22 protein-coding genes and 2 pseudogenes are annotated in these 22,538 nt (G+C 68.4%); 15 read left to right on the forward strand and 9 right to left on the reverse strand.

Annotated features, from left to right (window positions below):
* A pseudogene (locus PHQ87_RS05690) lies at window positions 1-229 on the forward strand (radical SAM protein); the annotation flags it as partial.
* Window positions 230-235: 6 nt separating this feature from the next.
* Here PHQ87_RS05690 and PHQ87_RS05695 read toward each other — a convergent pair.
* Window positions 236-913 carry a DsbA family oxidoreductase gene (locus PHQ87_RS05695; RefSeq protein ID WP_300231981.1) on the reverse strand — a complete coding sequence of 226 codons (678 nt, stop codon included), beginning with the start codon at window positions 911-913 and terminating at the stop codon, window positions 236-238.
* A 98-nt stretch (window positions 914-1,011) separates the two neighbouring features.
* On the opposite strand from PHQ87_RS05695, the gene aroE reads away from it, so the two are divergent.
* The 4 genes from aroE (at window position 1,012) to PHQ87_RS05715 (ending at window position 4,165) form a co-directional block, all read left to right on the forward strand.
* Window positions 1,012-1,833, forward strand: coding sequence for a shikimate dehydrogenase (aroE, locus tag PHQ87_RS05700; protein WP_300231982.1), 822 nt, complete (start codon window positions 1,012-1,014; stop codon window positions 1,831-1,833).
* Window positions 1,834-1,842: 9 nt separating this feature from the next.
* Window positions 1,843-2,739 carry a DMT family transporter gene (locus PHQ87_RS05705; RefSeq protein ID WP_300231984.1) on the forward strand — a complete coding sequence of 299 codons (897 nt, stop codon included), beginning with the start codon at window positions 1,843-1,845 and terminating at the stop codon, window positions 2,737-2,739.
* A 66-nt stretch (window positions 2,740-2,805) separates the two neighbouring features.
* Entirely contained in the window at window positions 2,806-3,285 is a 480-nt protein-coding gene (gene aroQ / locus PHQ87_RS05710) for a type II 3-dehydroquinate dehydratase (protein WP_300231986.1), read from the forward strand.
* Between the two features lie 13 nt (window positions 3,286-3,298).
* Window positions 3,299-4,165, forward strand: a complete 867-nt coding sequence (locus PHQ87_RS05715) for a DMT family transporter (protein ID WP_300231987.1) — start codon at window positions 3,299-3,301, stop codon at window positions 4,163-4,165.
* A 15-nt stretch (window positions 4,166-4,180) separates the two neighbouring features.
* Here PHQ87_RS05715 and PHQ87_RS05720 read toward each other — a convergent pair whose 3' ends face one another.
* Together PHQ87_RS05720 and PHQ87_RS05725 are read right to left on the reverse strand one after the other, a co-directional pair.
* The gene (locus PHQ87_RS05720) at window positions 4,181-5,389 is read right to left on the reverse strand and encodes an acetate/propionate family kinase (RefSeq protein WP_300231989.1); all 1,209 of its coding nucleotides are present in this window, start codon (window positions 5,387-5,389) and stop codon (window positions 4,181-4,183) included.
* 56 nt (window positions 5,390-5,445) lie between these two features.
* Window positions 5,446-6,894: a bifunctional enoyl-CoA hydratase/phosphate acetyltransferase gene (locus tag PHQ87_RS05725; protein WP_300231990.1), complete on the reverse strand. Its 1,449-nt coding sequence runs from the start codon at window positions 6,892-6,894 to the stop codon at window positions 5,446-5,448.
* 60 nt (window positions 6,895-6,954) lie between these two features.
* On the opposite strand from PHQ87_RS05725, the gene PHQ87_RS05730 reads away from it, so the two are divergent.
* On the forward strand, window positions 6,955-8,670 hold the full coding sequence (locus PHQ87_RS05730) for a Na+/H+ antiporter (RefSeq protein WP_300231992.1): 1,716 nt from the start codon (window positions 6,955-6,957) through the stop codon (window positions 8,668-8,670).
* Between the two features lie 11 nt (window positions 8,671-8,681).
* Here the strand turns inward: PHQ87_RS05730 and PHQ87_RS05735 are convergent, their stop codons facing one another.
* Window positions 8,682-10,424, reverse strand: coding sequence for an alpha/beta fold hydrolase (locus PHQ87_RS05735; RefSeq protein WP_300231993.1), 1,743 nt, complete (start codon window positions 10,422-10,424; stop codon window positions 8,682-8,684).
* A 102-nt stretch (window positions 10,425-10,526) separates the two neighbouring features.
* Entirely contained in the window at window positions 10,527-11,471 is a 945-nt protein-coding gene (locus PHQ87_RS05740; protein WP_300231994.1) for a LysR family transcriptional regulator, read from the reverse strand.
* Between the two features lie 112 nt (window positions 11,472-11,583).
* Here PHQ87_RS05740 and PHQ87_RS05745 point away from each other — a divergent pair, with 112 nt between their 5' ends.
* Together PHQ87_RS05745 and PHQ87_RS05750 are read left to right on the forward strand one after the other, a co-directional pair.
* Window positions 11,584-12,183, forward strand: coding sequence for an NAD(P)H-dependent oxidoreductase (locus PHQ87_RS05745; RefSeq protein ID WP_300231996.1), 600 nt, complete (start codon window positions 11,584-11,586; stop codon window positions 12,181-12,183).
* A gap of 50 nt (window positions 12,184-12,233) precedes the next feature.
* Complete coding sequence (locus PHQ87_RS05750; protein ID WP_300231997.1) at window positions 12,234-13,127, forward strand: pirin family protein; 894 nt, start codon at window positions 12,234-12,236, stop codon at window positions 13,125-13,127.
* Window positions 13,128-13,137: 10 nt separating this feature from the next.
* Here the strand turns inward: PHQ87_RS05750 and aroC are convergent, their stop codons facing one another.
* The 3 genes from aroC to PHQ87_RS05765 all read right to left on the reverse strand — a co-directional run bounded on the left by aroC (window position 13,138) and on the right by PHQ87_RS05765 (window position 15,120).
* A complete protein-coding gene (aroC, locus tag PHQ87_RS05755) occupies window positions 13,138-14,238 on the reverse strand; it encodes a chorismate synthase (protein ID WP_300231999.1) in 1,101 nt (366 codons plus the stop codon).
* A gap of 106 nt (window positions 14,239-14,344) precedes the next feature.
* Window positions 14,345-14,500, reverse strand: coding sequence for a hypothetical protein (locus tag PHQ87_RS05760; protein ID WP_300232001.1), 156 nt, complete (start codon window positions 14,498-14,500; stop codon window positions 14,345-14,347).
* A 146-nt stretch (window positions 14,501-14,646) separates the two neighbouring features.
* A complete protein-coding gene (locus PHQ87_RS05765) occupies window positions 14,647-15,120 on the reverse strand; it encodes a CBS domain-containing protein (protein WP_300232002.1) in 474 nt (157 codons plus the stop codon).
* A gap of 202 nt (window positions 15,121-15,322) precedes the next feature.
* On the opposite strand from PHQ87_RS05765, the gene PHQ87_RS05770 reads away from it, so the two are divergent.
* On the forward strand, window positions 15,323-16,633 hold the full coding sequence (locus PHQ87_RS05770; protein WP_300232004.1) for an O-acetylhomoserine aminocarboxypropyltransferase: 1,311 nt from the start codon (window positions 15,323-15,325) through the stop codon (window positions 16,631-16,633).
* Window positions 16,633-17,457, forward strand: a complete 825-nt coding sequence (locus PHQ87_RS05775; protein WP_300232011.1) for an alpha/beta hydrolase — start codon at window positions 16,633-16,635, stop codon at window positions 17,455-17,457. Before PHQ87_RS05770 ends, PHQ87_RS05775 begins: the two co-directional genes overlap by 1 nt.
* Window positions 17,458-17,482: 25 nt before the next feature.
* Here the strand turns inward: PHQ87_RS05775 and PHQ87_RS05780 are convergent, their stop codons facing one another.
* Window positions 17,483-18,742: a YihY family inner membrane protein gene (locus PHQ87_RS05780; RefSeq protein ID WP_300232005.1), complete on the reverse strand. Its 1,260-nt coding sequence runs from the start codon at window positions 18,740-18,742 to the stop codon at window positions 17,483-17,485.
* 57 nt (window positions 18,743-18,799) lie between these two features.
* Here PHQ87_RS05780 and PHQ87_RS05785 point away from each other — a divergent pair, with 57 nt between their 5' ends.
* The 5 genes and pseudogenes from PHQ87_RS05785 to PHQ87_RS05805 form a co-directional block, all read left to right on the forward strand.
* The gene (locus tag PHQ87_RS05785) at window positions 18,800-19,255 is read left to right on the forward strand and encodes a DUF2069 domain-containing protein (RefSeq protein WP_300232006.1); all 456 of its coding nucleotides are present in this window, start codon (window positions 18,800-18,802) and stop codon (window positions 19,253-19,255) included.
* Window positions 19,252-20,676, forward strand: a complete 1,425-nt coding sequence (locus PHQ87_RS05790) for an FAD-binding oxidoreductase (RefSeq protein WP_300232008.1) — start codon at window positions 19,252-19,254, stop codon at window positions 20,674-20,676. The genes PHQ87_RS05785 and PHQ87_RS05790 overlap by 4 nt, the downstream gene beginning before the upstream one ends.
* 87 nt (window positions 20,677-20,763) lie before the next feature.
* Entirely contained in the window at window positions 20,764-21,594 is an 831-nt protein-coding gene (locus PHQ87_RS05795; protein WP_300232009.1) for a thymidylate synthase, read from the forward strand.
* A gap of 98 nt (window positions 21,595-21,692) precedes the next feature.
* Window positions 21,693-22,202: a dihydrofolate reductase gene (locus tag PHQ87_RS05800; protein WP_300232010.1), complete on the forward strand. Its 510-nt coding sequence runs from the start codon at window positions 21,693-21,695 to the stop codon at window positions 22,200-22,202.
* A gap of 254 nt (window positions 22,203-22,456) precedes the next feature.
* A pseudogene (locus PHQ87_RS05805) lies at window positions 22,457-22,538 on the forward strand (exodeoxyribonuclease III); the annotation flags it as partial.

Genomic DNA, 22,538 nt, shown 5'->3' on the forward strand with positions numbered 1-22,538 from the left:
CGCCAGCTTCGCCAGGAACGACATCGGCTTCATCGACCCCACGCCCATGCCCCCCGGCGTCGACCACGACCTGCTCTGCCAGGGCCTGCGCAAGGCGATCTACAACTACATGCACGGCCTGTGCGTGGAGGACGACGTGCGCCGCTGGTTCGAGCACCTGCCCTGCCCGGTGCCCAGACCGACGGTCAAGCGCCACCGCATCGCGCGGGCGCTGGCGGCCGCAGGCTGATCACCCTCAGGGCTGGCCGGTCGCGATCTGCCGCAACGCGCGCTCGAACACCTCGGGTGGCTGCCCACCGGAGATCAGGTGGCGCTGGTTGATGATCACCGCCGGCACCGAGTGGATGCCGTTGCCGACAAAGAACTGCTCCTGCGCGCGCACCGCGTCGGCGAACTCGTCTGCGTTGGCAAGCACCTCACGCGCGCGTTCCACATCCAGCCCGGCCTGTTGCACACAGGCCAGCAGCACGGACGGATCGGCCGGGCTTTCCGCGCGGCCGTGGTGCGCTTCCATCAGGGCCTTCTTGAGCGCGTGCTGCTGTCCCGGCGCGCCTTCCTCACCGGCCCAGTGCAGCAGTCGGTGAGCATTGAAGGTGTTCCAGATACGCCCTCGTCCGCCCGGATGGAAGGTGAAGCCGGCGACGGCGCCGCGCTGGCGGATGGTTTCGCGCACCTGCGCCTGCTGCTGGGGGCTGCTGCCGTACTTGCGGGTCAGGTGCTCCTCGACGTCCTCGCCCTCGGGCCCCATGTCGGGATTGAGCTCGAAGGGCTGGAAGTGCAGTTCGGCGTCGATGCCATCCTGGCGCAGGCTGGCCAGGGCCTGATCCAGCGAGGCCAGACCGATGGCGCACCAGGGGCAGGAGACATCGGAAACGAAGTCGATGCGAAGCGGTGTGGCGGGCGAGGTGTTCATGGCACGATGTTAGCGGCCATGGCTCGCCCCTGCAGGGATCATGCTCTGCACGAGAATCGGGCTTCGGTGACAATCGAGAATTGCCCTGACCATCCACCATGACCGACCTTTACGCCGTCATCGGCCACCCCATCGGCCACAGCAAGTCGCCCCTGATTCATAGCGCGTTTGCCCAGTCCTGCGGGCAGGATATGGCCTACACGGCCCTGGAGGCTCCGCCTACCGGCTTCGCCGACGCCGTCCGGGCCTTCGTGGCTTCCGGCGGCAAGGGTCTCAACGTCACGCTGCCGTTCAAGGTCCAGGCCTTCGAGCTGGCGACCGACCCGATGGAATCGGCCCGGCTGGCCGGCGCGGCCAACGCCCTGAAGTTCGAGGGCGAGCGCATCTGGGCGCAGAACTTCGACGGCATCGGCCTGGTCAACGACATCCAGCGCAACCTGGGCATCCCGCTCCAGGGACTGCGCGTGCTGATCTGCGGCGCGGGTGGCGCCACGCGTGGTGCCCTGATGCCCATCGCCGATCAGCAACCGGACTGCCTGATGGTGGCCAACCGCAGCGCCGACAAGGCCGTGGGCCTGCAGCGCGAATTCGCCGGACGCGCCACGCTGCAAGGCGGTGGCTATGGCGAACTGGCCGGCGAGCGCTTCGATGTGGTGATCAACGCCACCTCCACCGGCCTGTCGAACGAAGCGCTGCCGCTGCCCGAGGACGTGTTCGCGCCCGGCGCGCTGGCCTACGACATGGTCTACGGCAAGGGCCTGACGCCCTTCCTCGCCCAGGCAAAGTCGGCCGGTGTCACCCGCTTGGCCGACGGCGTCGGCATGCTGGTGGAGCAGGCCGCCGAAGCCTTCACCTGGTGGCGCGGCATCCGCCCGGACACGCGCGCCGTCATCGATCAGCTCACCGTTCCACTTCGCTGAGGCGCCGCAATGAGCCATGCGCGGTGGGCGCGTGCCCTCCCCTTTCTGGCCGTGCTGGGTTCGGTGACGGCGCTCGGGCTGGGCACCTCGCTGGCCAAGCAACACCTGTTTCCGCAGGTCGGTGCGCTGGGCACCACGGCACTGCGCGTGGGTTTCTCCGCGCTGCTGGTGGTGCTGATGTGGCGCCCCTGGCGGCGCGCGCTGCGGCCGGGCGACGGCTGGGCCGTGCTGCGCTATGGCGTGGCCCTGGGCTTCATGAACCTGCTGTTCTACCAGGCGCTGCAGACCATTCCCTTTGGCATCGCGGTGGCGATCGAGTTCTCGGGGCCGCTGGCCGTGGCCATGGCCGGCTCGCGCCGCGCGGTTGACCTGCTGTGGCTCGCACTGGCCATCACCGGCCTGGCCCTGCTGCTGCCGCTCACACAGGGCGTGGACGTGGCAACGCTGGATCCGGTGGGCGTGGCCTACGCGCTGGCCGCCGCCGCCTGCTGGGGCAGCTACATCGTGTTCGGCAAACGCCTGTCGCACCTGCACGCCGGGCACTCGGTGTCGCTGGGTCTGAGCGTGGCCGCACTGAGCGTCATGCCCTTCGGTGTGGCGCATGCCGGCGCCAGCCTGCTGTCACCCCAGGTGCTGATGTGGGGCCTGGTCGTGGCCGCGATCTCCAGCGCCATCCCGATCACGCTGGAGATGGTGGCGCTCAAGCGCCTGCCTCCGTCGGCCTTCGGCATCATGATCAGCATGGAGCCTGCCGTGGCGGCCCTGCTGGGCATGCTGATCCTGCACGAACAGCTCGATGCCCGCCAGTGGCTGGCCATCGGCAGCATCATGGCCGCGGCCGCCGGCAGCTCGCTGACGGTTCGCCCGGCCCCAACCGATGCCGATGCATCGCAGGTGGTGACCTGACGTTGCGCGATGGCTGTGGCACCATATCCAATGGCGTCGGACGACGCCGTCCACCGACCGAACCCCATGACCCGCAAGATCCTCATTCTCAATGGCCCCAACCTGAACCTGCTGGGCACCCGTGAACCCGAGCAGTACGGCCGCACCACCCTGGCCGACGTGGAAGAGCGCTGCCGCCGGCACGGACAGCAACTGGGATTCGCGGTGGAGTGCTTCCAGAGCAACTGGGAGGGCGCCCTGCTCGACAAGATCCACGAGTACGGCCGCCTGTGCCGCGAAGGCCAGGTGGTGGGCGTGGTGTTCAACCCCGGCGCGCTGACCCACACCTCCATCGCACTGCACGACGCGATCAAGGGTGTCGAGCCGCTGCCCGTGATCGAATGCCATATTTCCAACGTGCACGCACGCGAGGCGTTCCGCCACCAGTCGTGGGTATCGCCGGTCGCTGCGGGCATCGTGGTGGGCTTTGGCGTGGATGGCTATCTGGTGGCCATGGACGGGCTGGCACGCAAACTCACGCCCCTGCAGGCCGCCAAGGCCGATTGACCCGCCCATCCCCTTGAACCCCAACCACCCCACCCACGTGGGCCGCGGCATTGCGCTGGCGGTCCTGGCCACGCTGTGCTTTGCGCTGCTGGACACGACCTCGCAGTACATCGGAGCGGCCGTTCCCGTCATCATGGTCATCTGGGTCCGCTTTCTGGTGCAGACGCTGTTGACGCTGGGACTGCTCTGGCCCGAGCGCGGCCGCGGGCTGCTGGTCGCACACCGGCCGGGCTGGCAGGCCCTGCGCGGCCTCATCATGGTGGCGTGCTCCGGCGGCGCCTATCTGTCCCTGCAGCATGTGCCCGTGGGCGAATTCACTGCCATCCTGATGCTGGTGCCGCTGACGGTCACGCTGCTGGCGGCCAGGCTGCTGCGCGAGCGGGTGAACCCGCTGAACTGGCTGCTGGTGGCCGGCGGTTTCGCCGGCGCCCTGATCGTGGTGCGCCCCAAGGGCAGCGACTTCACCTTCTGGCTCGCCCTGCCACTGGTGCTGGTGGTCCTGAACGCGCTGCACCAGATTGTCACCAGCCACATGGTCAAGACAGAGGATTCGGGAACCACGCACTTCTACACCGGGCTGATGGGCCTGATCCTGTCTTCCGTCTTGCTGCCCTGGGCCTGGTCACCACCGGAGAACCTGCTGCTGTGGGCGCTGCTCATCCTGCTGGGCGTCTTCGGCTCGGTCGGGCACTATGTCCTGATCCGGGCCTTCCACCTGGCACCGGCGTCACGCCTGACGCCATTCATGTACGCGCAGATCGCCTTTGCCACCCTGGGCGGCTGGATCGTGTTCGGCCACACCCCCGACCGCTGGACGGTGGCGGGCATCGGGCTCATTGCCCTGTGCGGCATGCTGGGTGCAAGCCTGCGCCGGCGCTGATCCGCGTTCCCCCGCTCAGCCCAGCACACGCAGCGCGCCGCGGGCCGCCACCCACTCCTCGTTGGTCGGCTCCACCCCCACGTCCACCCGGCTGGCGGGCGTGACGATGCGCGCCGCGTGGACCGCATTGGCCGCCTCGTCGATCTCGATGCCCAGCCAGGCCAGCGCCGCGCACACCCGGGTGCGCAGCACGGCGTTGTGCTCGCCGACACCGGCGGTAAAGACCAGCCGGTCCAGCCCGCCCAGCACGGCAACCAGGGCACCGATCTCGCGCACGATGCGCCGCACGTACAGCGCCAGCGCGGCACGCACACGCACACCCCGCTCGCTGTCTTCATCCTCGTGCGCCAGCAGCACGCGCGGGTCGCTCGACAGGCCCGAGACACCGAGCAGACCGGACTCGTGGTACAGCGTGCGGCCCACCTGCGCCAGGCTGAGCTTTTCGATCTCCATCAGGTAGATCACGGCCCCCGGGTCGAGCGCGCCGGTGCGTGTGCCCATCATCAGGCCATCCAGCGCCGAAAAACCCATGGTCGTGGCCACACTCTGCAGGCCCCGCATCGCGCACAGACTGGCGCCGCTGCCCAGGTGGGCGACGATGGTGCGCGCGCGCTCGGCGTCTTCGCGGCCATGGCGCTCGGCCAGTGCGGTGGCCATGTATTCGTAGGACAGGCCATGGAAGCCGTAGCGGCGCAGGCCGCGCTCCCAGGCGGCGTACGGCAGGGGCAGCATCTGCTCGACCTGCGGCAGCGTGTGGTGAAAACCCGTGTCGAAGCACGCCACCTGGGGGATGTCGGGCCGCTCGGCCAGCAGGATGTCCACCGCCTCCAGCGCAAAGGGCTGGTGCAAGGGTGCCAGCGGGATGTAGCTGCGCAGGTCGGCCAGCACCCCGGCATCGACCAGAACCGGCTCGAAGTACTTGCTGCCGCCGTGCACCACGCGGTGCGCCACCGCGCGCAATGGCCGGCCGCCGAGCCAGCGCTGCGTGTGCTGGCGGATCAGCTCCAGCGCGTCGTGATACGGCTGTGCGGGATCCAGCGCCACCGGCATCACCGGCAGGTCGCGCGCGCCGATGTCGGGGCTGGGCCCGCCGATGCCCTGTACCTTGCCGTTCCAGGCCGGCCGGCGCGGCAGCCGGCCATCGGCGCCCAGCTCGAACAGCGCGAACTTGATGCTCGACGAGCCACAGTTGAGCACGAGAATGAACGATGTCGGTGCGGTCATGGTCTGGCGCGAGGGTAAGAAGATGATGGCTGGACGAACACGGCGACCGGTCCGGATCAGGGCGGCGTGCGGCGCCAGCGGTGCGCCAGCAGCGCACCGATCGCACACGAAGCCAGGCGCGTGTCGCGCGCATCGGCTCGGCTGGTGAGCATGATGGGCACCCTGGCACCCAGCACGATGCCTGCCGTGGCCGCCTCGCCCAGGTACTCGAGCTGCTTGGCCAGCATGTTGCCGCTTTCCAGGTCAGGCACCACCAGCACGTCGGCCTGGCCGGCCACCGGCGAGTCGATGCCCTTGACGCGCGCGGCGGCCGCCGAGACCGCGTTGTCAAAGGCCAGCGGGCCATCGAGCACACCGCCGGCGATCTGCCCGCGGTCGGCCATCTTGCACAGCGCCGCGGCGTCGAGCGTGGCCGGCATGCGCGGGCTCACGGTTTCCACGGCCGCCAGGATCGCCACCTTGGGCTGCTCGACACCGATGGCGTGCGCCAGCTCGATGGCATTGCGAATGATGTCGGCCTTCTCCTCCAGCGTGGGGGCGATGTTGATCGCCGCGTCGGTGATGATGAAGGGGCGCGGGTAGTGGGGTGTCTGCATCAGGAAGCAGTGCGACAGCCGGCGCCTGGTGCGCAGGCCCGCGCGCGCGTCGAGCACGGCGCTCATCAGCTCGTCGGTGTGCAGGCTGCCCTTCATCAGGGCCTCCACCTGGCCCAGGCCGGCCATCTCGGCCGCGCGTGCCGCCGCCGCGTGGCTGTGAGGCACGTCCTCGATGGCAATGCCCGTGATGTCGAGCCGGGCCGCCTCGGCGGTCGCACGAATTTTGGCCGCCGGCCCGATCAGCACCGGCTCGATGATGCCGGCGGCCCGGGCGTCCAGGGCGCCGCCCAGGCTCAGCGCATCGCAGGGGTGGACCACGGCCACGCGGATCGCCCCCAGCGGGCGCACGTGGGCCAGCAGGCGCGGCAGGCCATCGCCGCCGGCGTCGGCACGCATCTCGGGCAGTGCCGTGGCCGTGCGCTCGATCCGCACGGTGGGCGCGAGCACCCGGGCCTCGCCATCGATCACCATTTGGCCGTGCTGGTTGACGCAGGTACAAGCCAGCGTCAGCTGCTTGCGCTCCTCGTCGCGTCCCGACACCGTCACCGCAATGGTCAGGCGATCCCCCACATGCACGGGCTGCAGAAAGCGCAGGGTCTGCCCCAGGTACACCGTGCCCGGACCGGGCAGGCGCGTGCCCAGCACGGCCGAGATCAGCGCCCCGCCCCACATGCCCTGGGCAATGACACCATGCATGCCCGCTGAGGCAACATCGCCAGCCCCCATATGCTGCGGATGGGCATCGCCCGCGAGCACCGCGAACAGCCGGATGTCCTGCGCCGTCAGCGTGCGCTCGATGCTGGCGCTGTCGCCCACGGCGATTTCATCAAAAATGCGGTTGCGCAGCAGGAAGGCGGCAGGGCCCGGTGGCGCTGCGGAGACAATAGCGTCTGGTGAGGTTGTCGTCATCGTTGGTTGCTCCTTTCAAACCGGGCAACGGACCCCCACCGAAACAAGATCCGTGCATGTATGCATACCGTTGAAACCGTTTTGCTGGTGCTGCTCCTGGGTGCGGTCACCGGTATTGTGGCGCGCTACCTGCGCGCCATTCCCCTGCCCCTGATCCAGATCGGGCTCGGCGCGGCGCTGTCATGGCCGCAGCAGGGTCTGCACATCGCCTTCGACCCCGAGCTGTTTCTGGCGCTGTTCATTCCCCCGTTGTTGTTCGCCGACGGCTGGCGCATCCCGAAGCGGGAGTTCTTCGCACTTTACCGCCCGATTCTGACGCTGGCCTTCGGGCTGGTGCTGTTCACGGTGATCGGCCTGGGCTACCTGATCCACTGGATGATCCCGTCGATGCCGCTGATGGTGGCCTTTGCCCTGGCGGCCGTGGTCTCGCCCACCGACGCCGTGGCGGTATCGGCCATCACCCGCAACCTGGGCATGCCCGCACAGACCATGCACGTGCTCGAGGGCGAATCGCTGCTCAACGACGCCTCGGGCCTGGTGGCACTCAAGTTTGCCGTGGCCGCCACGCTCACCGGCGTGTTCTCGTGGACCGAGGCAGCCAACGAATTTCTCTGGATCGCGCTCGGCGGCCTGGGCTGCGGCGCCCTGCTGGGCTGGGGCTTTGCCACGCTGCGCGAGACCGTGACGCGGCGTGTCGGCGACGTGGCGGCCACCCAGATGGTGCTGCTGCTGGTGCTGCTGCCCTTTGCGGCCTACCTGTTGGGCGAGCACATCGGCGTGTCGGGCATCCTGGCCGCCGTCGCCGCCGGCATCACCACCAATTTCGCCGACCTGCGCCGGGGCGAATTCGTGGCCGAGCGCATGCAGACCGAAGGCACCTGGACGATGGTGGAATCGGCCTTCAACGGTGCCATCTTCCTGCTGCTGGGCCTGCAACTGCCCTCCATCGTCGGCCGGACGCTGGAGGCCGCCGGCGGGCACTGGTGGCAGCCCGCCCTGCAGGCCCTGGGGATCACCCTGGCTCTGCTGCTGCTGCGCTGGATCTGGCTGTTGCTGGGCGTGCGCGGCGCGCTCTGGCGGGCCCACGAGCGCGGAAAACTGCTGGAACAGCCCTCGCCGCTGCTGACGCTGGCCACGACGCTGGCGGGCATCCGTGGCGCCGTGACGCTGGCCGGCGCGCTGTCGGTGCCACTGCTCATGCCCAACGGCAATGCGTTCCCCGAGCGCCACCAGCTGGTGTTCCTGGCCACGGGCACCATCCTGTTCACCCTGATCATCGGCAGCATCGGCCTGCCGCTGGTGCTGCGCCGGCTGCCACCGGCCGGTGAACCGGACTCGGTGCGCGAAGAGCGCCAGGCCCGTCTGGTCGCCTGCCAGGCCGCCATTGCGGCCATCGGCGACGTCAGCGCCGGGAGCAGCGAGCGGCAGGCACCTTTGCAGGAGGCCCTGGGCCGGGTCACGCAGGACTACCGCAAACGCATGGACCTGCTGGAAGAACCACACCTGGCGATCACGCCGGAAGCCCAGGCCGATTCGCCCGAGTCGGTGCGCCAGCGCCGCCTGCGCTACGTGGTGGAACTGGAGTTGCGCCTCAAGGCCCTCCACGCCGAACGCGATGCGCTGTATGGCGAACGCCAGGCGCACCGCATCAACGACGCCTCACTGCGTGCCCTCGTCGCCGAACTGGACATGAACGAAGTCTCGCTGGGCAAGCGCCTGGACGTGGCCCGACACGCGGCGGGACTGGAACCCGTCAAGAAGCACCAGGGCCACTAGAACCTGCTCGCTTACGTCTCAAGCACGTAGCTGCCGGGCGCCGGCAACAGCGGCCGATGGGTGGCGCTGCCCATGCGCGGCGGCCGCACCGGAGCGCTTGAATGCGCCACCAGCCACTGTTGCCAGGCCGGCCACCACGAGCCCGCGTGCGTGGGTGCGGCGGCCAGCCAGTCGTCCGGTGCCAGATAATGGCCACCGGCCTCGCGCGTGAGGATCTGATAGCTGCGGCGCGATTCGGGCACGGGCGGGTTGACAATGCCGGCATTGTGGCCGCCGGAGGTCAGCACGAAGGTGATCTGCGCCGGGGACAGGTAGTGCAACTTGTGCACCGAACGCCAGGGCGCCACGTGATCGGTGATGGTTCCCAGCGCGAACGTCGGCAGGCTCAGGCTGCCCAGCGACACCGGACGTCCGCCCACCGGGTAGCGGCCTTCGCTCAGGTCGTCGTTCAGGAACAGGCGACGCAGGTACTGCGAATGCATCTTCGCGGGCATGCGCGTGGCATCGGCGTTCCAGGCCATGAGGTCGTTCATCTCCCGGCGCTCGCCCATCAGGTACTCGTTGACCAGGCGTGACCACAGCAGGTCGTAGCTGCGCAGCATGCTGAAGGCCCCCGCCATCTGGCTGGCCTTCAGGTAGCCGTTGCGCTGCATCTCGGCCTCCAGCAGGCTGAGCTGGCTCTCGTCGATGAACAGGCCCAACTCACCCGGCTCGGTAAAGTCGGTCTGGGCCGCGAAGTAGGAGGTGGTGGCCAGGCGGTCGTCACCATCGCGCGCCATCGCCGCCGCCGCGATGGCCAGCAGCGTGCCGCCCAGGCAGTAACCCACCGCATGCACCGGACGCCGGGGACAGATGTCGTTGAGGGCCTGCAGCGCCGCAAAAAAACCCTCATCCAGGTAATCGTCCATGCCCTTGTCGCGCTCGGCCTCGCCCGGGTTCTTCCACGAGATGCAGAACACCGTGTGACCCTGCGCCACCAGGTAGCCAATCAGCGAGTTGTGGGGCGACAGATCGAGGATGTAGTACTTCATGATCCAGGCCGGCACGATGAGTATCGGCTCCGGATGCACCTTGGGGGTGGCCGGCGCGTACTGAATCAGCTCCATCAGCGGCGTGCGCAGCACCACCTGGCCTGCTGTGGTGGCCACCTCATGGCCGACCCGAAAGGCCTCGGTACCGGGAGGTGGTTCCTGGCTGGCCAGACGCCGCGCATCCTCCAGCCAGTTCGTCATGCCGCGCCACAGGTTGGCCCCACCTTCGCGCACGGTTCGCTCGATCACCTGGGGATTGGTCCAGGGCAGGTTGCCTGGCGAGCACATGTCCAGCCACTGGCGCGCACCGAAGGCCACCAGGTCCTCGTGGTGCTTATCCACGCCCGCCACGCCGCGCGTCGCCGCCTCCCACCATTGCTGGTTCAGCAAAAAGGCCTGGTGCCAGACATTGAACGGCCACTGCTGCCATTCGGGTGCCGCAAAGCGCCGGTCCTGTGCCGGCGGTTCGATGCAGGCCGCCGGTGGTTGATGACCGGCACGCACGCACTGCTGCATGTAATCGGCCAGTTGCCGGGCCTGGTGCAAGGCCAGCCGCGCCAGCTCCATGCGCCTGCCCGGCGAAGCGGCCAGATGCGCCAGCCAGTCCAGCGCAGCCAGCGCACCCGCCGTGGGCGACAGCGCGCCGGTGAACCTGGCCAGTGCGGACCGGGTCTGGGCATCGAGAATGGCCGTGGGCGTCGGTTCAGGGTGTTCAGGGTTCATGTCCGTGCCGGTCGGAAAAAAGGGATCGACCGTGTCATGGTATCAACAAGCCCGCACGCAACAGCCACCGACGGCGGCCACTGCACCTGATCGGTGGTCGCTCTATCGGCGGGCGCCCGGCGCGCCCCGGCAGCGTCCGAACGTTGCCTGCAGCATCTCCAGGAACACCCGTGTCTTGGCCGGCATCAGCTTGCGCCCCGGCATGACGGCCCAGGCCGGCACCTCGGGCAGGCTCCAGCCCGGCAGCACACGCCGCAGCGTGCCCCGCCGGACATCCGGCAGGGCAAACGTGTCGGGCACCGCCGTGATGCCCACCCCGGCCTGGGCCAGGCGGATCAGCATCTCGGGCGAGTTGGCACATACCCGCCCCTGCGGCAGCCCCTCCCAGTGCGCGGACCCTCGCGAGAGGCGCCAGGGCATCGCCTCGCCGCGGCCACCGGCCAGCAGGGCCGCCGTGTGGCCCGGCAGATCGGCCGGGGACTGCGGCTCGCCACGCTCGGCCAGGTAGTCCGGCGCCGCGTACAGGCCATGGGTGAAATCGATCAGCCGGGTCGCCACCAGCGTGGCGTCGTCGGGCAACGCACCCATGCGCACGGCCAGGTCGAAGCCCTCGCCCAGCAGGTCGACCCGGCGTGGCGACAGGTCCAGCTCCAGCGAGATCGCCGGGTGCAGCGCCAGGAAAGCCGCCAGACTCTCGGCCAGCACCAGGTGGGCCACATCGGCCGGCATGGACACACGCAGCAGGCCGCTGGGCACCGCCTGGCGCTGCTCGCGCAGGGCATGCACCGCCTCCAGGTCGGTCGCGATCTGGCGCGCATGCCCCAGCAGTTGTGCTCCGAACTCGGTCAGGGTCTGGCGCCGCGTGGTGCGCAGCAGCAGCCGCTCGCCCATGCGCTGCTCCAGCGCGCTCAGGCGGCGCGACACCGACGACTTGGGCATGCCCAGCCGCTCGGCGGCCCGGCTGAAACTGCCGAGCTGCGCCACCTGGGCAAAGATCAGCAAGTCGTTCGGGTCAATGCCCTTGAAAGCGTCATATTGTTCCACCATGGGAACAATCTTATCCGCGCAGTGGGATTTATCCAGTGGGTGATACGTCATAAATTACAACCATCGCAAAGCCGATTGCATTTATTTCCGTCTATCCAGAAGGACACACACGATGAACATCCTGCAGATCAACGCCAGCGCGCGCCGCGAAGGCGCCAACTCCACCAAGCTCGCCGACCAGATCACCGGGCGCCTGAAGGCGTCCCATCCCGAGGCCACCCTCACGGTGCGCGACCTCGCCACCACCCCCGTGACCGTGCTCGACGAAGCCGCGCTGGGCGCGCTGTTCACACCCGCCGAGCAGCGCAGTGCCGAACAAGCGGCCGTGGTCGCCGAATACGATGCCCTGATCGCCGAAATCCAGGCCCATGACACCATCGTGCTGGGCGTGCCCATGTACAACTTCGGCGTGCCGGTGCAACTCAAGGCCTGGATCGACGCCATCGCCCGTGCCGGCGTGACCTTCCGCTACACCGAGAACGGCCCCGAAGGCCTGCTCAAGGGCAAGACGGTGTACGTGGCCCTGGCACGCGGCGGTCTGTACCGCGGCACCGCCAACGACTCGCAGGTGCCGTACCTGAAGACCGTGCTGGGCTTCGTCGGCCTGACCGATGTACGCTTCATCTACGCCGAAGGTCTGAACATGGGCCCCGAGGCCGCCGCCAAGGGCTTCGAACAGGCCCAGGCCGACATCGCCGAACTGGTGAACTGAGCGCCGCCGGGCGGCTTCGGCCGCCCCTGCCCCCCATCAAGGAGACTGCCATGAGCACCCACGCCCCCGCCACCTCCGCCGTTTCGCGGCCGCGCCGCGTCGAGCGGCTCATCGCCGGCCAGGCCACCTCGGACGGTGCCGGTGTGCGCCTGACGCGCGTGCTCACGCAGGACCTGCAGCGCCGGCTCGACCCGTTCCTGATGCTCGACGCCTTCGGCAGCGACAACCCCGACGATTACATCGCCGGATTCCCCGACCACCCGCACCGCGGCTTCGAGACCGTCACCTACATGATCGCCGGGCGCATGCTGCACCGTGACAGCGCCGGCCACGAAGGCCTGCTGGAAAACGGCGGCGTGCAATGGATGACCGCCGGGCGCGGCGTGATCCACGCCGAGATCCCGCAACAGGCAGAAGGCGTGATGGAAGGCTTCCAGCTCTGGCTGAACCTGCCCGCCCGCGACAAGATGATGCGGCCCTGGTACCGCGATTTCAGCCACGCGGACCTGCCGCAGTTCACCACCGAAGCCGGCGTGGCCGTGACAGTGATCGCCGGCGCCAGCCATGGCGTCACGGGTGCCGTGCAGCGCGAGCACACCCAGCCGCTGTACCTGGATCTGCACCTGCCCGCCGGCGCCCGCTTCGCGCAGGACCTGCCGGCCGACCACAACGCCTTCGTCTACGTCTACCGCGGCAGCGTCCGCATCGGTGGACAGACCGTGGCACGCCAGCGCATGGCGCTGCTGGCCAACGACCCGGCCACGGACGGCGTGGTGATCGAAGCCGGCCCCGAAGGTGAAACGCGCGCCCTGCTCATCGCCGGCCAGCCGCTGAACGAGCCCATCGCCCAGTACGGTCCCTTCGTGATGAACACCAAGGAAGAGATCTACCAGGCGCTGGCCGATTTCCGGGACGGGCAACTGGGCGAGGAAGCCCAGACCTGAGCCAGGCGGCTCAACCCCGCGCCACGGCCGCGATGTTCGGCGTGGCCACCCGCACGTCGCCGCACTGCGCGCGGTGGCGCAACACATGGTCCATCACCACCAGCGCCAGCAGCGCCTCGGCGATGGGCGTGGCGCGGATGCCGACGCAGGGATCGTGGCGGCCCTTGGTGATGACCTCGGTGGGCTGGCCGGCGGTGTCGATGCTCTCACGCGGCACCAGGATGGAACTGGTGGGCTTGATCGCGATGCTCACTTCCAGGTCCTGTCCGGTGCTGATGCCGCCGAGCACGCCACCGGCCTTGTTGCCCTGAAAGCCCTGGGGCGTGAGCGCATCACCGTGCGTACTGCCCTTGTCGGTGACACTGGCAAAACCGGCGCCGATCTCCACCCCCTTGACGGCGTTGAGCCCCATCATGGCCCAGGCGATGTCGGCATCGAGCTTGTCGTACAGCGGCTCGCCCAGCCCCACGGGCACATTGGTGGCCGTCACGCGCAGGCGGGCGCCACACGAATCGCCGCTCTTGCGCAGCTCGTTCATGTACGCCTCCAGCGCCGACACGTCGGCCACGGGTGCGAAGAACGGGTTGTTGGGCACATGCTCCCAGCTCTCGAACGGTATCCCGATCTCGCCGATCTGCGTCATGCAGCCCCGGAACGTCATGCCGAACTTCTCGCGCAGCCACTTGCGGGCCACGGCACCGGCCGCCACCGTCGGCGCCGTCAGTCGCGCCGATGAACGGCCGCCACCGCGCGGGTCGCGAATGCCGTATTTCTGCCAGTAGGCGTAGTCGGCATGACCGGGGCGGAAAGTCTGCAGGATGTTGCCGTAGTCCTTGCTGCGCTGGTCGGTGTTGCGGATCAGCAGCGCGATGGGCGTGCCGGTGGTTTGGCCCTCGTACACGCCACTGAGAATCTCCACGGCATCCGGTTCGTTGCGCTGGGTCACGAACTTGCTCGTTCCCGGGCGGCGCCGGTCCAGCTCCATCTGGATGTCGGCCTCGGACAATGCCATTCCCGGCGGGCAGCCGTCGATGACACAGCCGATGGCCGGGCCATGGGACTCGCCGAAGTTGGTGACGCAAAACAGGGTGCCGAAGGTATTGCCGCTCATGGGCGCGATTATCCCAGACGACCTTCTGGTCGTTCGACCTTGTCCAGCGTGAAATCGCGCCGGTGGCCGGCTGCGGCTCACGCTGTACGGCCGACCCCGGCTCCTGCTATCGGGTCTCGCACATCTGCAGTGCCCGCAACGACTGCTCGGCCGGCGTGTTGGCGGCTTGCAGCGCCTCGATCCGCGCTTCGCCCAAGTGGTGGGCGGTGATCTGCGCCAGCGTGCCGCCCGACGAATGGCCGGTGACGCTGACTTCAGGCATGGTGGCACCGAAATGCTCCACATGGTCGCGAGCCAAGGCCAACGTGCGGCGGGTGAGCTTGATGGCATCCGCCTGCAGACTGGCTCTCGCCACGAGGCAGAAAAAAACCCCGCACAGCGGGGCTTCTGGTGTGGCGATGAAGGGATTCAGCCCAGGTTCGGCGCGTTCTGGTCCGCGTCCTCGCCGTCATCGGGCCAGTCGCGGATGTAGGCCTTGAGCATCTTGTTCTCGAAGTTCTGTGCGTCCACCACCGCCTTGGCCACATCGTAGAAGCTGATCACGCCCATGAGCATGCGGCTCTCGATCACGGGCATGTAGCGGGCGTGGCGGTCGAGCATCATGCGGCGCACCTCGTCCATGTCGGTGTTCATGGTGCAGGTCAGCGGCCCCGGGTCCATGGCCCGGTAGACGGTGGTCGTGCCGAAGCTGCCGCCGTTGCGCACCAGCGCATTGATCACTTCGCGGAAGGTGAGCATGCCCACGACCAGACCGTTGGACATGACCACCAGCGAGCCGATGTCCTTGTCGGCCATGATCTGGGCCGCGTCGGCCAGGCTGTCTTCGGGCGTGATGGTGTAGAGCGTGTTGCCTTTGACACGCAGGATGTCGCTGACCTTCATGGCTCTTCTCCTCGGGTTGGGGCTGTCCCCTGCAGGGCGGGTATGTCGTCGAATATAGCCCACAATAGGCCCCCACGCTCCCCCGCTGCGCATGTCGCCGCCCCCGAGAGGTCAGATCCTCCCGGGGCGGCCCGGTTCCATGCCGTGCCGTTGCGCAGGAGCGACGACAAGACACCGCACCGATACGACACGGAGGCCTTTCATGCCCGGATATTCCGACCCCGGCTTCGACACGCTGGCGCTGCACGCCGGCGCCGCGCCGGACCCCGCCACTGGCGCCCGCGCGGTGCCCATCCACCTGACGACCTCATTCGTGTTCGAGTCGAGCGACCATGCGGCCGCCCTGTTCAACCTCGAGCGCTCGGGCCACGTCTACAGCCGCATCAGCAACCCGACCAACGCGGTATTCGAGCAGCGCATGGCCGCCCTCGAGGGCGGCGTCGGCGCGATCGCCGTCGCCAGCGGCCAGGCGGCGCTGCACCTGTCCATCGCCACGCTGATGGGCGCGGGCTCGCACATCGTGGCCAGCACGGCCCTGTATGGTGGCAGCCAGAACCTGCTGCACTACACGCTGCGGCGCTTCGGCATCGAGACCACGTTCGTGAAGCCCGGCGACATCGACGGCTGGAAAGCCGCCATCCGCCCCAACACCCGGCTGTTCTTCGGCGAGACCGTCGGCAATCCCGGCCTGGACGTGCTGGACATCCCGACGGTGGCGCAGATCGCGCACGAGACGAAGGTGCCGCTGCTGGTGGACAGCACGCTGACCACCCCCTACCTGGTCAAGCCGTTCGAGCTGGGCGCCGACATCGTCTACCACTCGGCGACCAAGTTCCTCAGCGGCCACGGCACCGTGATTGGCGGCGTGGTGGTCGATGGCGGCAGTTTCGACTGGGACGCCTCGGGCCACTTCCCCGAGCTGACCGAACCCTACGAGGGTTTTCACGGCATGACGTTCAGCGAGGAAAGCACCGTGGGCGCCTTCCTGCTGCGCGCTCGGCGCGAAGGCCTGCGCGACTTCGGTGCCTGCCTGAGCCCGCACAGTGCCTGGCTGATCCTGCAGGGGCTGGAGACCCTGCCGCTGCGCATGGAGCGCCACATGGCCAACACCGAAAAGGTCGTGCAGTTCCTGGCCAGCCATGCGCTGGTGGGACGTGTCGGCCACCCGCTGCTCGAATCCCACCCCAGCCACGAACTGGCCAAACGGCTGCTGCGCCACGGCCCGCGCGGTGCCGGCTCGGTGTTCAGCTTCGACATCAAGGGCACGCGCGAACAGGGCAAGGCCTTCATCGAGGCACTACGGTTGTTCAGCCACCTGGCCAACGTGGGCGACAGCCGCTCGCTGGTCATCCACCCGGCCAGCACCACGCACTTCCGCATGAGCGACGAGGCCCTGGCCGGCGCCGGCATCGGCCCCGGGACCATCCGCCTGTCCATCGGCCTGGAAGACCCCGACGACCTGATCGACGACCTCAAGCGCGCGCTCAAGGCCGCAGAAAAGGCAGGTGCATGATGTTCGTGCAAGTCAACGGCGCCCGAACCTACTGCTACACCGGCGGCAAGCCTTTCGATCCGGCCAAGCCGACGGTGGTGTTCATCCATGGCGTGCTCAACGACCACAGCGTCTGGATCCTGCAAAGCCGCTACCTGGCCCACCACGGCTGGAACGTGCTGGCGGTGGACCTGCCCGGCCATTGCAAGAGCGAGGGCGAGGCACCCGCCACGGTCGAGGCGGCGGCCGATTTCATCGGTGCGCTGCTCGACGCCGCAGGCGTGCAGCGCGCCGCCCTGGTGGGGCATAGCTGGGGCTCGCTCATCGCGCTGGAAGCCGCGGCCCGCCTGGGCGATCGCGTCAGCCACCTGGTGCTGGTGGGCACGGCCTTTCCGATGAAGGTCTCGCCGGCACTGATCGAGGCCTCGCTGAACGAGCCGATGAAGGCGCTGGCCATGGTCAACGTGTTCTCGCGCTCGACCCTGGCCGCCCCGCCGTCGGCGCTCGGCCCGGGCACCTGGGTGTATGGCACAGGCATGGCGCTGGGCCGGCGCGTGCTGGCCAGCAACCCCAAGGTGAACGTGTTCCACCGCGGCTTCGTGGCCTGCGACCGCTACGCCAACGGCGAAAACGCCATCGCCGCCATCACCTGCCCGGTGCTGTTCGTGCTCGGCGGCCTGGACCAGATGACCCATCCCAAGGCGGCCCAGACCCTGGTCAAGGCGGCCAGGGCGGCGGACAAGCGGGTGAGCGTCGTGTCGCTGCCGGTGGGCCATCACCAGATGACGGAAACGCCGGACACGACGCTGTTCGCGATCCGCGACTTTCTCGCCACGGCCGGCTGACCGCCTCTGGCGGCCACGCCCCATTTCATACCGGGAGCGTGCCCTTTTTCTGCCCCTGTCCGCCCAGCGCCTGCGCCACCGTCAGGTGGTGCAGGCCGCTGGCGGCCCAGAACGCCGCCGTGCCGCCCGACGCCGGCACCAGCAGGCGCTGCGCGAGCGGGGCCAGCGGCATCGTCGCCGGGTCCTGCAGCAGCACGTAGCGCTGGTCGTCCTCGTCCAGCCGGCCCAGCCAGTCCAGCGCCACCATGGCGCCCACCGGCTCTTCCAGATGCAGCGGATCGACCCGCAGCGTCTGCGCCAGGGTTTCCAGGCTGAACCCGCGCTGCGGTGTCTCGCGCACCCGAGCCAGTTGCGCCAGCACCTCGAGCGCCAGCTGGAAGTGCCAGCCGGGCTGGTCGGCGCGCCGCGCGATGCCCGCCAGCAGGCTGGGCAGGTAGGCGGTCACCACCGCCCCCAGCAGCAGCACGACCCAGGCCACGTAGATCCAGACCAGCAGGATGGGCACGGTGGCGAAGGTGCCGTAGACCACCGAATAGGTCGGCACCGTCTTCAGGTACCAGGCCAGCCCGCTCTTGGCCACCTCCAGGCCCAGGCCCACGAACAGGCCGCCGATCAGGGCGTGGCGCCAGTGCACGCGCGTGTTGGGCACATAGCGGTACAGCGCCGCGATGCCGACCGTGACCAGCAGGAACTGCAGGGTGTCGAGCAGGAAACGCACGCCGCCCGGCAGCGCCGACACCAGCCCGCGCGAGGCACTGATCGCGTAGGACGTGACCGTCAGGCTGGCCGCCAGCAGCAGCGGCCCGAGCGTCAGCACGGCCCAGTAAACGAGGATCTTCTGCGTCAGGGGCCGCCCCTGGCGCACGCGCCAGATGTCGTTGAGCTTGCGGTCGATGGTCAGGATCAGCGCCAGCGCCGTGATCATCAGGAAGATGGCGCCGGTCCAGCCCATCTGGCCCGCCTTGGCGGCAAACTGGTGCAGGTATTCCATCACCTGCTCGGCGATGTCCTGCGGCACCAGGCGTGCCACCAGCCAGTTCTGCAGCGTGCCCTGCAGGCGGTCGAACACCGGAAACGCGCTGAAGATGGCCAGCGCCACGGTGAACAGCGGCACCAGCGAGATGGTGGTGGTGAAGGTCAGGCTGCTGGCCGTCTCGCCCAGGCGATCCTCGCGGAAGCGCTCGCGCAGCGTCCACACCGTGGTGCGCCACGGAAAGCGCAGCAGATTGCCCCAGAACCCGTGCAAGACATCGGCAATGACCTGCCAGCGCCGAAAAGAAGTCATCCCGGTATCATGCCACCTGCCATGCCCACCGTGCCCGATGCCTCCCCCCTCCCCGCCATGACCCCGCCTTCCGCCGCCGTGCGCCAGTCACGCTGGCTGGCCGTGGCCAGCCTGATCGCCCTGATCGTGCTCGGCCTGGCCTGGGAGTTGTGGCTGGCCCCGCTGCGGCCAGGAGGGTCGTGGTGGGCGATCAAGGTGCTGCCGCTGACCCTGCCGCTGGCCGGCCTGCTCAAGCGACGCATGTACACCTACCGCTGGCTGAGCCTGCTGGTGTGGCTGTATTTCACCGAAGGTGTGGTGCGCGCCACCAGCGACCAGGGCCTGTCGGCGGTGCTCGCAGGGGTACAAGTGCTGCTGTGCGTCCTGTTGTTCATCGCCTGCGTGATCCACGTGCGCCAGCGCCTGAAGGCCGCTGGCAAGGAGGCGGTGGCGGCCGACGCTGCACGCCACGCCATCGAATCGGGCGCACCCGCCGACCCGGTACCCGCCACCGCCCCCCGAAGCCAACCATGAACCGACTGATCGACACCCTGCGCCATGCCCTGGGCGCTGGCCATGTACTCACCCATGACGATCCGGCCACGGATCTGTCGCCCTGGGAACACGATTGGCGCCAGCGCGCCAAGGGCAAGGCACTGGCCGTGGTGCGCCCCGGCAGCACCGCCGAGGTGGCGGCCGTGGTCAAGGCCTGCGCCGCCGCCGGTGTCAGCATCGTGCCCCAGGGCGGCAACACCGGACTGGTGGTGGGTTCGGTGCCCGACGACAGCGGCACGCAGATCGTGCTCTCGCTCACGCGCATGCACCAGGTGCGCGCCATCGATGCCGCCAACCTCACCATCACCGTCGAAGCCGGCTGCGTGCTGCAGAACGTGCAGGAAGCCGCCGCGAAGGCCGGTTATCTGTTCCCGCTGTCACTGGGCTCGGAAGGCACTTGCACCATCGGCGGCAACCTGGCCACCAACGCGGGCGGCACGCAGGTGGTGCGCTACGGCAACGCGCGCGAGCTGTGCCTGGGCCTGGAAGTGGTGACACCCCAGGGTGACATCTGGCACGGCCTGAGCGGCCTGCGCAAGGACAACACCGGCTACGACCTGCGCCACCTGTTCATCGGCAGCGAGGGCACGCTGGGGATCATCACGGCCGCCACGATGAAGCTCTACCCGGCCCCCGCCGCGCAGCTGACCGCCTGGGCCGCCGTGCCCAGCCTGGACAGTGCGGTGCAACTGCTGGGTCTGGCCCACCAGCACCTCGGCGCCGGCCTGACCGGTTTCGAAGTCATGGGCCAGTTCGCACTGGGCCTGACCGACAAGCACTTCCCACAATTGCGCGTGCCCCTGTGGCGTGACCATCCGTATTGCGTGCTGCTGGAAAACAGCGATGCCGAGTCCGAAGACCACGCGCGCGCGCGCTTCGAGGCCTTGCTGGAAAGCGCCTTCGGCCAGGGCCTGGTCAGCGATGCGGTCGTGGCCGAGAGCCTGCAGCAGGCGCACAACCTGTGGCACATCCGCGAAAGCATCTCGCTGGCGCAGGCCGAGGAAGGCCTGAACATCAAGCACGACATCAGCCTGCCGGTGTCGAACATTCCGGCGTTCTGCGCCGAGACCGACGAGCGCCTGGCGCGCGAGATCCCCGGTGTGCGGCTCGTCAACTTCGGCCACCTGGGCGACGGCAACCTGCACTACAACGTGCAGGTACCCGAAGACGGTGACCCCGCGGCCTTCCTGAACGACCATGAAGAGCGCGTGAACCACCTGGTGTTCGATCAGGTGCTGAAGTTCGGTGGCTCCATCAGCGCCGAGCACGGCATCGGCAGTCTCAAGGCAAGCACCCTGCCCCACTACAAGGATCCGGTGGCGCTGGCGCTGATGCGCTCGCTCAAGCAGGCGCTGGACCCACAGAACCTGATGAACCCGGGCCGCGTGCTGGCCGCCTGATGCCATGTGCGGGAGGAAATCGGGCGACATGTGCCGGACACCTCCGCCAACGGGCACAATGAAAAGTTTTTTCTGCCACTCCATGCCATGAACGCCCCGACCGTGACCACTCGCCCGATCCGATCGACCTACGAAGACTTCGTGCGCCATGTGAACGAGCACGGCGTGGCCAAGGGCGACCGCACCGGCACCGGCACCAAAAGCGTGTTCGGCTACCAGATGCGCTTCGATCTCAACGAGGGCTTTCCGCTGGTGACGACCAAGAAGGTCCACCTGAAGTCCGTCATCTATGAACTGCTGTGGTTCCTCACCGGTTCGAGCAACAACAACTGGCTGCGCGAGCGTGGAGTGACCATCTGGGACGAATGGGCCAACCCGCAGACGGGCGAGCTCGGGCCCGTTTACGGTGTGCAGTGGCGCAGCTGGCCGACGCCCGATGGCGGCCACATCGACCAGATCAGCCAGGTGATCGAGACGCTGCGGAAGAACCCCGACTCGCGCCGCATCATCGTCAGCGCCTGGAACGTGGCCGAGCTGGACAAGATGGCCCTGATGCCCTGCCACGCCTTCTTCCAGTTCTATGTGGCCGAGGGCAGGCTCAGTTGCCAGCTCTACCAGCGCAGCGCCGACATCTTCCTGGGCGTGCCCTTCAACATCGCCAGCTATGCGCTGCTCACCCACATGGTGGCCCAGCAGTGCGACCTGCAGGTGGGCGACTTCATCTGGACCGGCGGCGACTGCCACATCTACAGCAACCACCAGGAACAGGTGGCGCTGCAGCTGTCGCGCGATCCGCGCCCCTTTCCGACGCTGCGCATCCTGCGTCGTCCGGATTCGATCTTCGACTACCGGTACGAGGATTTCGCCGTCGAGGGCTACGACCCGCATCCGGCGATCAAGGCGCCGGTAGCCGTCTGACGCCGCGTGATGGGCACCCCGGCCACTGAATGGGTGCGCACGCTCGGTACCCCCGCCATCGCCGGCATGCGCTTGCCCGCGCGCGGCACAATGCGTCCATGACCGCCGCCTCCACCCGCCTCAACCTCATCTATGCCCGCGCCCGCAACGGCGTGATCGGCCGCGACAATCAACTGCCCTGGCATCTGCCCGAGGATCTGGCCCACTTCAAGCGGACCACGCTGGGCTGCCCCGTGATCATGGGGCGCAAGACCTGGGAATCGCTGCCGCCGCGTTTCCGCCCCCTGCCCGGCCGCCTCAACATCGTCGTCACGCGCGATCCCCGCTGGCAGTCCGAGGGCGCACGCGTCGCGCACTCGCTGGCAGAAGCCCGCGATCTGTGCCCGCCGGGCAGTGATGCCTGGGTCATCGGTGGCGCCCTGGTCTATGCCCAGGCCCTGCCCCTGGCCGGTCGTGCCGTGGTCACCGAGATCGATGCCGACTTCGATGGCGATGCCCACGCGCCCGAACTCGGCGCCGAGTGGCAGGAGGTGGCCCGCGAGCGCCATGTCGCCGGCAGCGGCCTGCGTTTTGCCTTCGTCACCTACGAACGCCGCGACCCGCGCTGACGCGGCCGCTGGCCCGCATACGCCGGTGCCAAGCGGACAGAAAAAACCCGCCACCCCGGGAAGGGTGGCGGGCAAAAAGGATGGCCTCTCGACCAACCTTGGAGAAAGCCGCCAGGGAAACACCGGCTTCGGTGTTTACTTGGCATAATTGAATTATCAGGGTTTTCCCTGGTTTTTACCTTGCCTTTCGTCAAGAAAACCGCCCATTCGGCCGGCAGCGACAGGTTGCCGACCATGCGACCTAGAATCGGCCGATGCAATTGGCTACCTGGAACATCAACTCCCTGAGCGTGCGCCTGCCACAGGTGCTGGACTGGCTCGCCGCCAACCCGGTCG

Source organism: Hydrogenophaga sp. (genome assembly GCF_028698005.1).
Taxonomy (GTDB): domain Bacteria; phylum Pseudomonadota; class Gammaproteobacteria; order Burkholderiales; family Burkholderiaceae_C; genus Hydrogenophaga.

Coding starts and splice junctions, on each gene's coding strand:
- PHQ87_RS05745 (WP_300231996.1), top strand. CDS start 11,584: ATGAACATCCTGCAGATCAACGCCAGCGCGCGCCGCGAAGGCGCCAAC.
- aroQ (WP_300231986.1), top strand. CDS start 2,806: ATGACCCGCAAGATCCTCATTCTCAATGGCCCCAACCTGAACCTGCTG.
- PHQ87_RS05705 (WP_300231984.1), top strand. CDS start 1,843: ATGAGCCATGCGCGGTGGGCGCGTGCCCTCCCCTTTCTGGCCGTGCTG.
- aroE (WP_300231982.1), top strand. CDS start 1,012: ATGACCGACCTTTACGCCGTCATCGGCCACCCCATCGGCCACAGCAAG.
- PHQ87_RS05735 (WP_300231993.1), bottom strand. CDS start 10,424: ATGAACCCTGAACACCCTGAACCGACGCCCACGGCCATTCTCGATGCC.
- PHQ87_RS05795 (WP_300232009.1), top strand. CDS start 20,764: ATGAACGCCCCGACCGTGACCACTCGCCCGATCCGATCGACCTACGAA.
- PHQ87_RS05780 (WP_300232005.1), bottom strand. CDS start 18,742: ATGACTTCTTTTCGGCGCTGGCAGGTCATTGCCGATGTCTTGCACGGG.
- PHQ87_RS05800 (WP_300232010.1), top strand. CDS start 21,693: ATGACCGCCGCCTCCACCCGCCTCAACCTCATCTATGCCCGCGCCCGC.
- aroC (WP_300231999.1), bottom strand. CDS start 14,238: ATGAGCGGCAATACCTTCGGCACCCTGTTTTGCGTCACCAACTTCGGC.
- PHQ87_RS05740 (WP_300231994.1), bottom strand. CDS start 11,471: ATGGTGGAACAATATGACGCTTTCAAGGGCATTGACCCGAACGACTTG.
- PHQ87_RS05695 (WP_300231981.1), bottom strand. CDS start 913: ATGAACACCTCGCCCGCCACACCGCTTCGCATCGACTTCGTTTCCGAT.
- PHQ87_RS05725 (WP_300231990.1), bottom strand. CDS start 6,894: ATGACGACAACCTCACCAGACGCTATTGTCTCCGCAGCGCCACCGGGC.
- PHQ87_RS05775 (WP_300232011.1), top strand. CDS start 16,633: ATGTTCGTGCAAGTCAACGGCGCCCGAACCTACTGCTACACCGGCGGC.
- PHQ87_RS05730 (WP_300231992.1), top strand. CDS start 6,955: ATGCATACCGTTGAAACCGTTTTGCTGGTGCTGCTCCTGGGTGCGGTC.
- PHQ87_RS05790 (WP_300232008.1), top strand. CDS start 19,252: ATGAACCGACTGATCGACACCCTGCGCCATGCCCTGGGCGCTGGCCAT.
- PHQ87_RS05765 (WP_300232002.1), bottom strand. CDS start 15,120: ATGAAGGTCAGCGACATCCTGCGTGTCAAAGGCAACACGCTCTACACC.
- PHQ87_RS05720 (WP_300231989.1), bottom strand. CDS start 5,389: ATGACCGCACCGACATCGTTCATTCTCGTGCTCAACTGTGGCTCGTCG.
- PHQ87_RS05760 (WP_300232001.1), bottom strand. CDS start 14,500: ATGCCTGAAGTCAGCGTCACCGGCCATTCGTCGGGCGGCACGCTGGCG.
- PHQ87_RS05770 (WP_300232004.1), top strand. CDS start 15,323: ATGCCCGGATATTCCGACCCCGGCTTCGACACGCTGGCGCTGCACGCC.
- PHQ87_RS05785 (WP_300232006.1), top strand. CDS start 18,800: ATGACCCCGCCTTCCGCCGCCGTGCGCCAGTCACGCTGGCTGGCCGTG.
- PHQ87_RS05750 (WP_300231997.1), top strand. CDS start 12,234: ATGAGCACCCACGCCCCCGCCACCTCCGCCGTTTCGCGGCCGCGCCGC.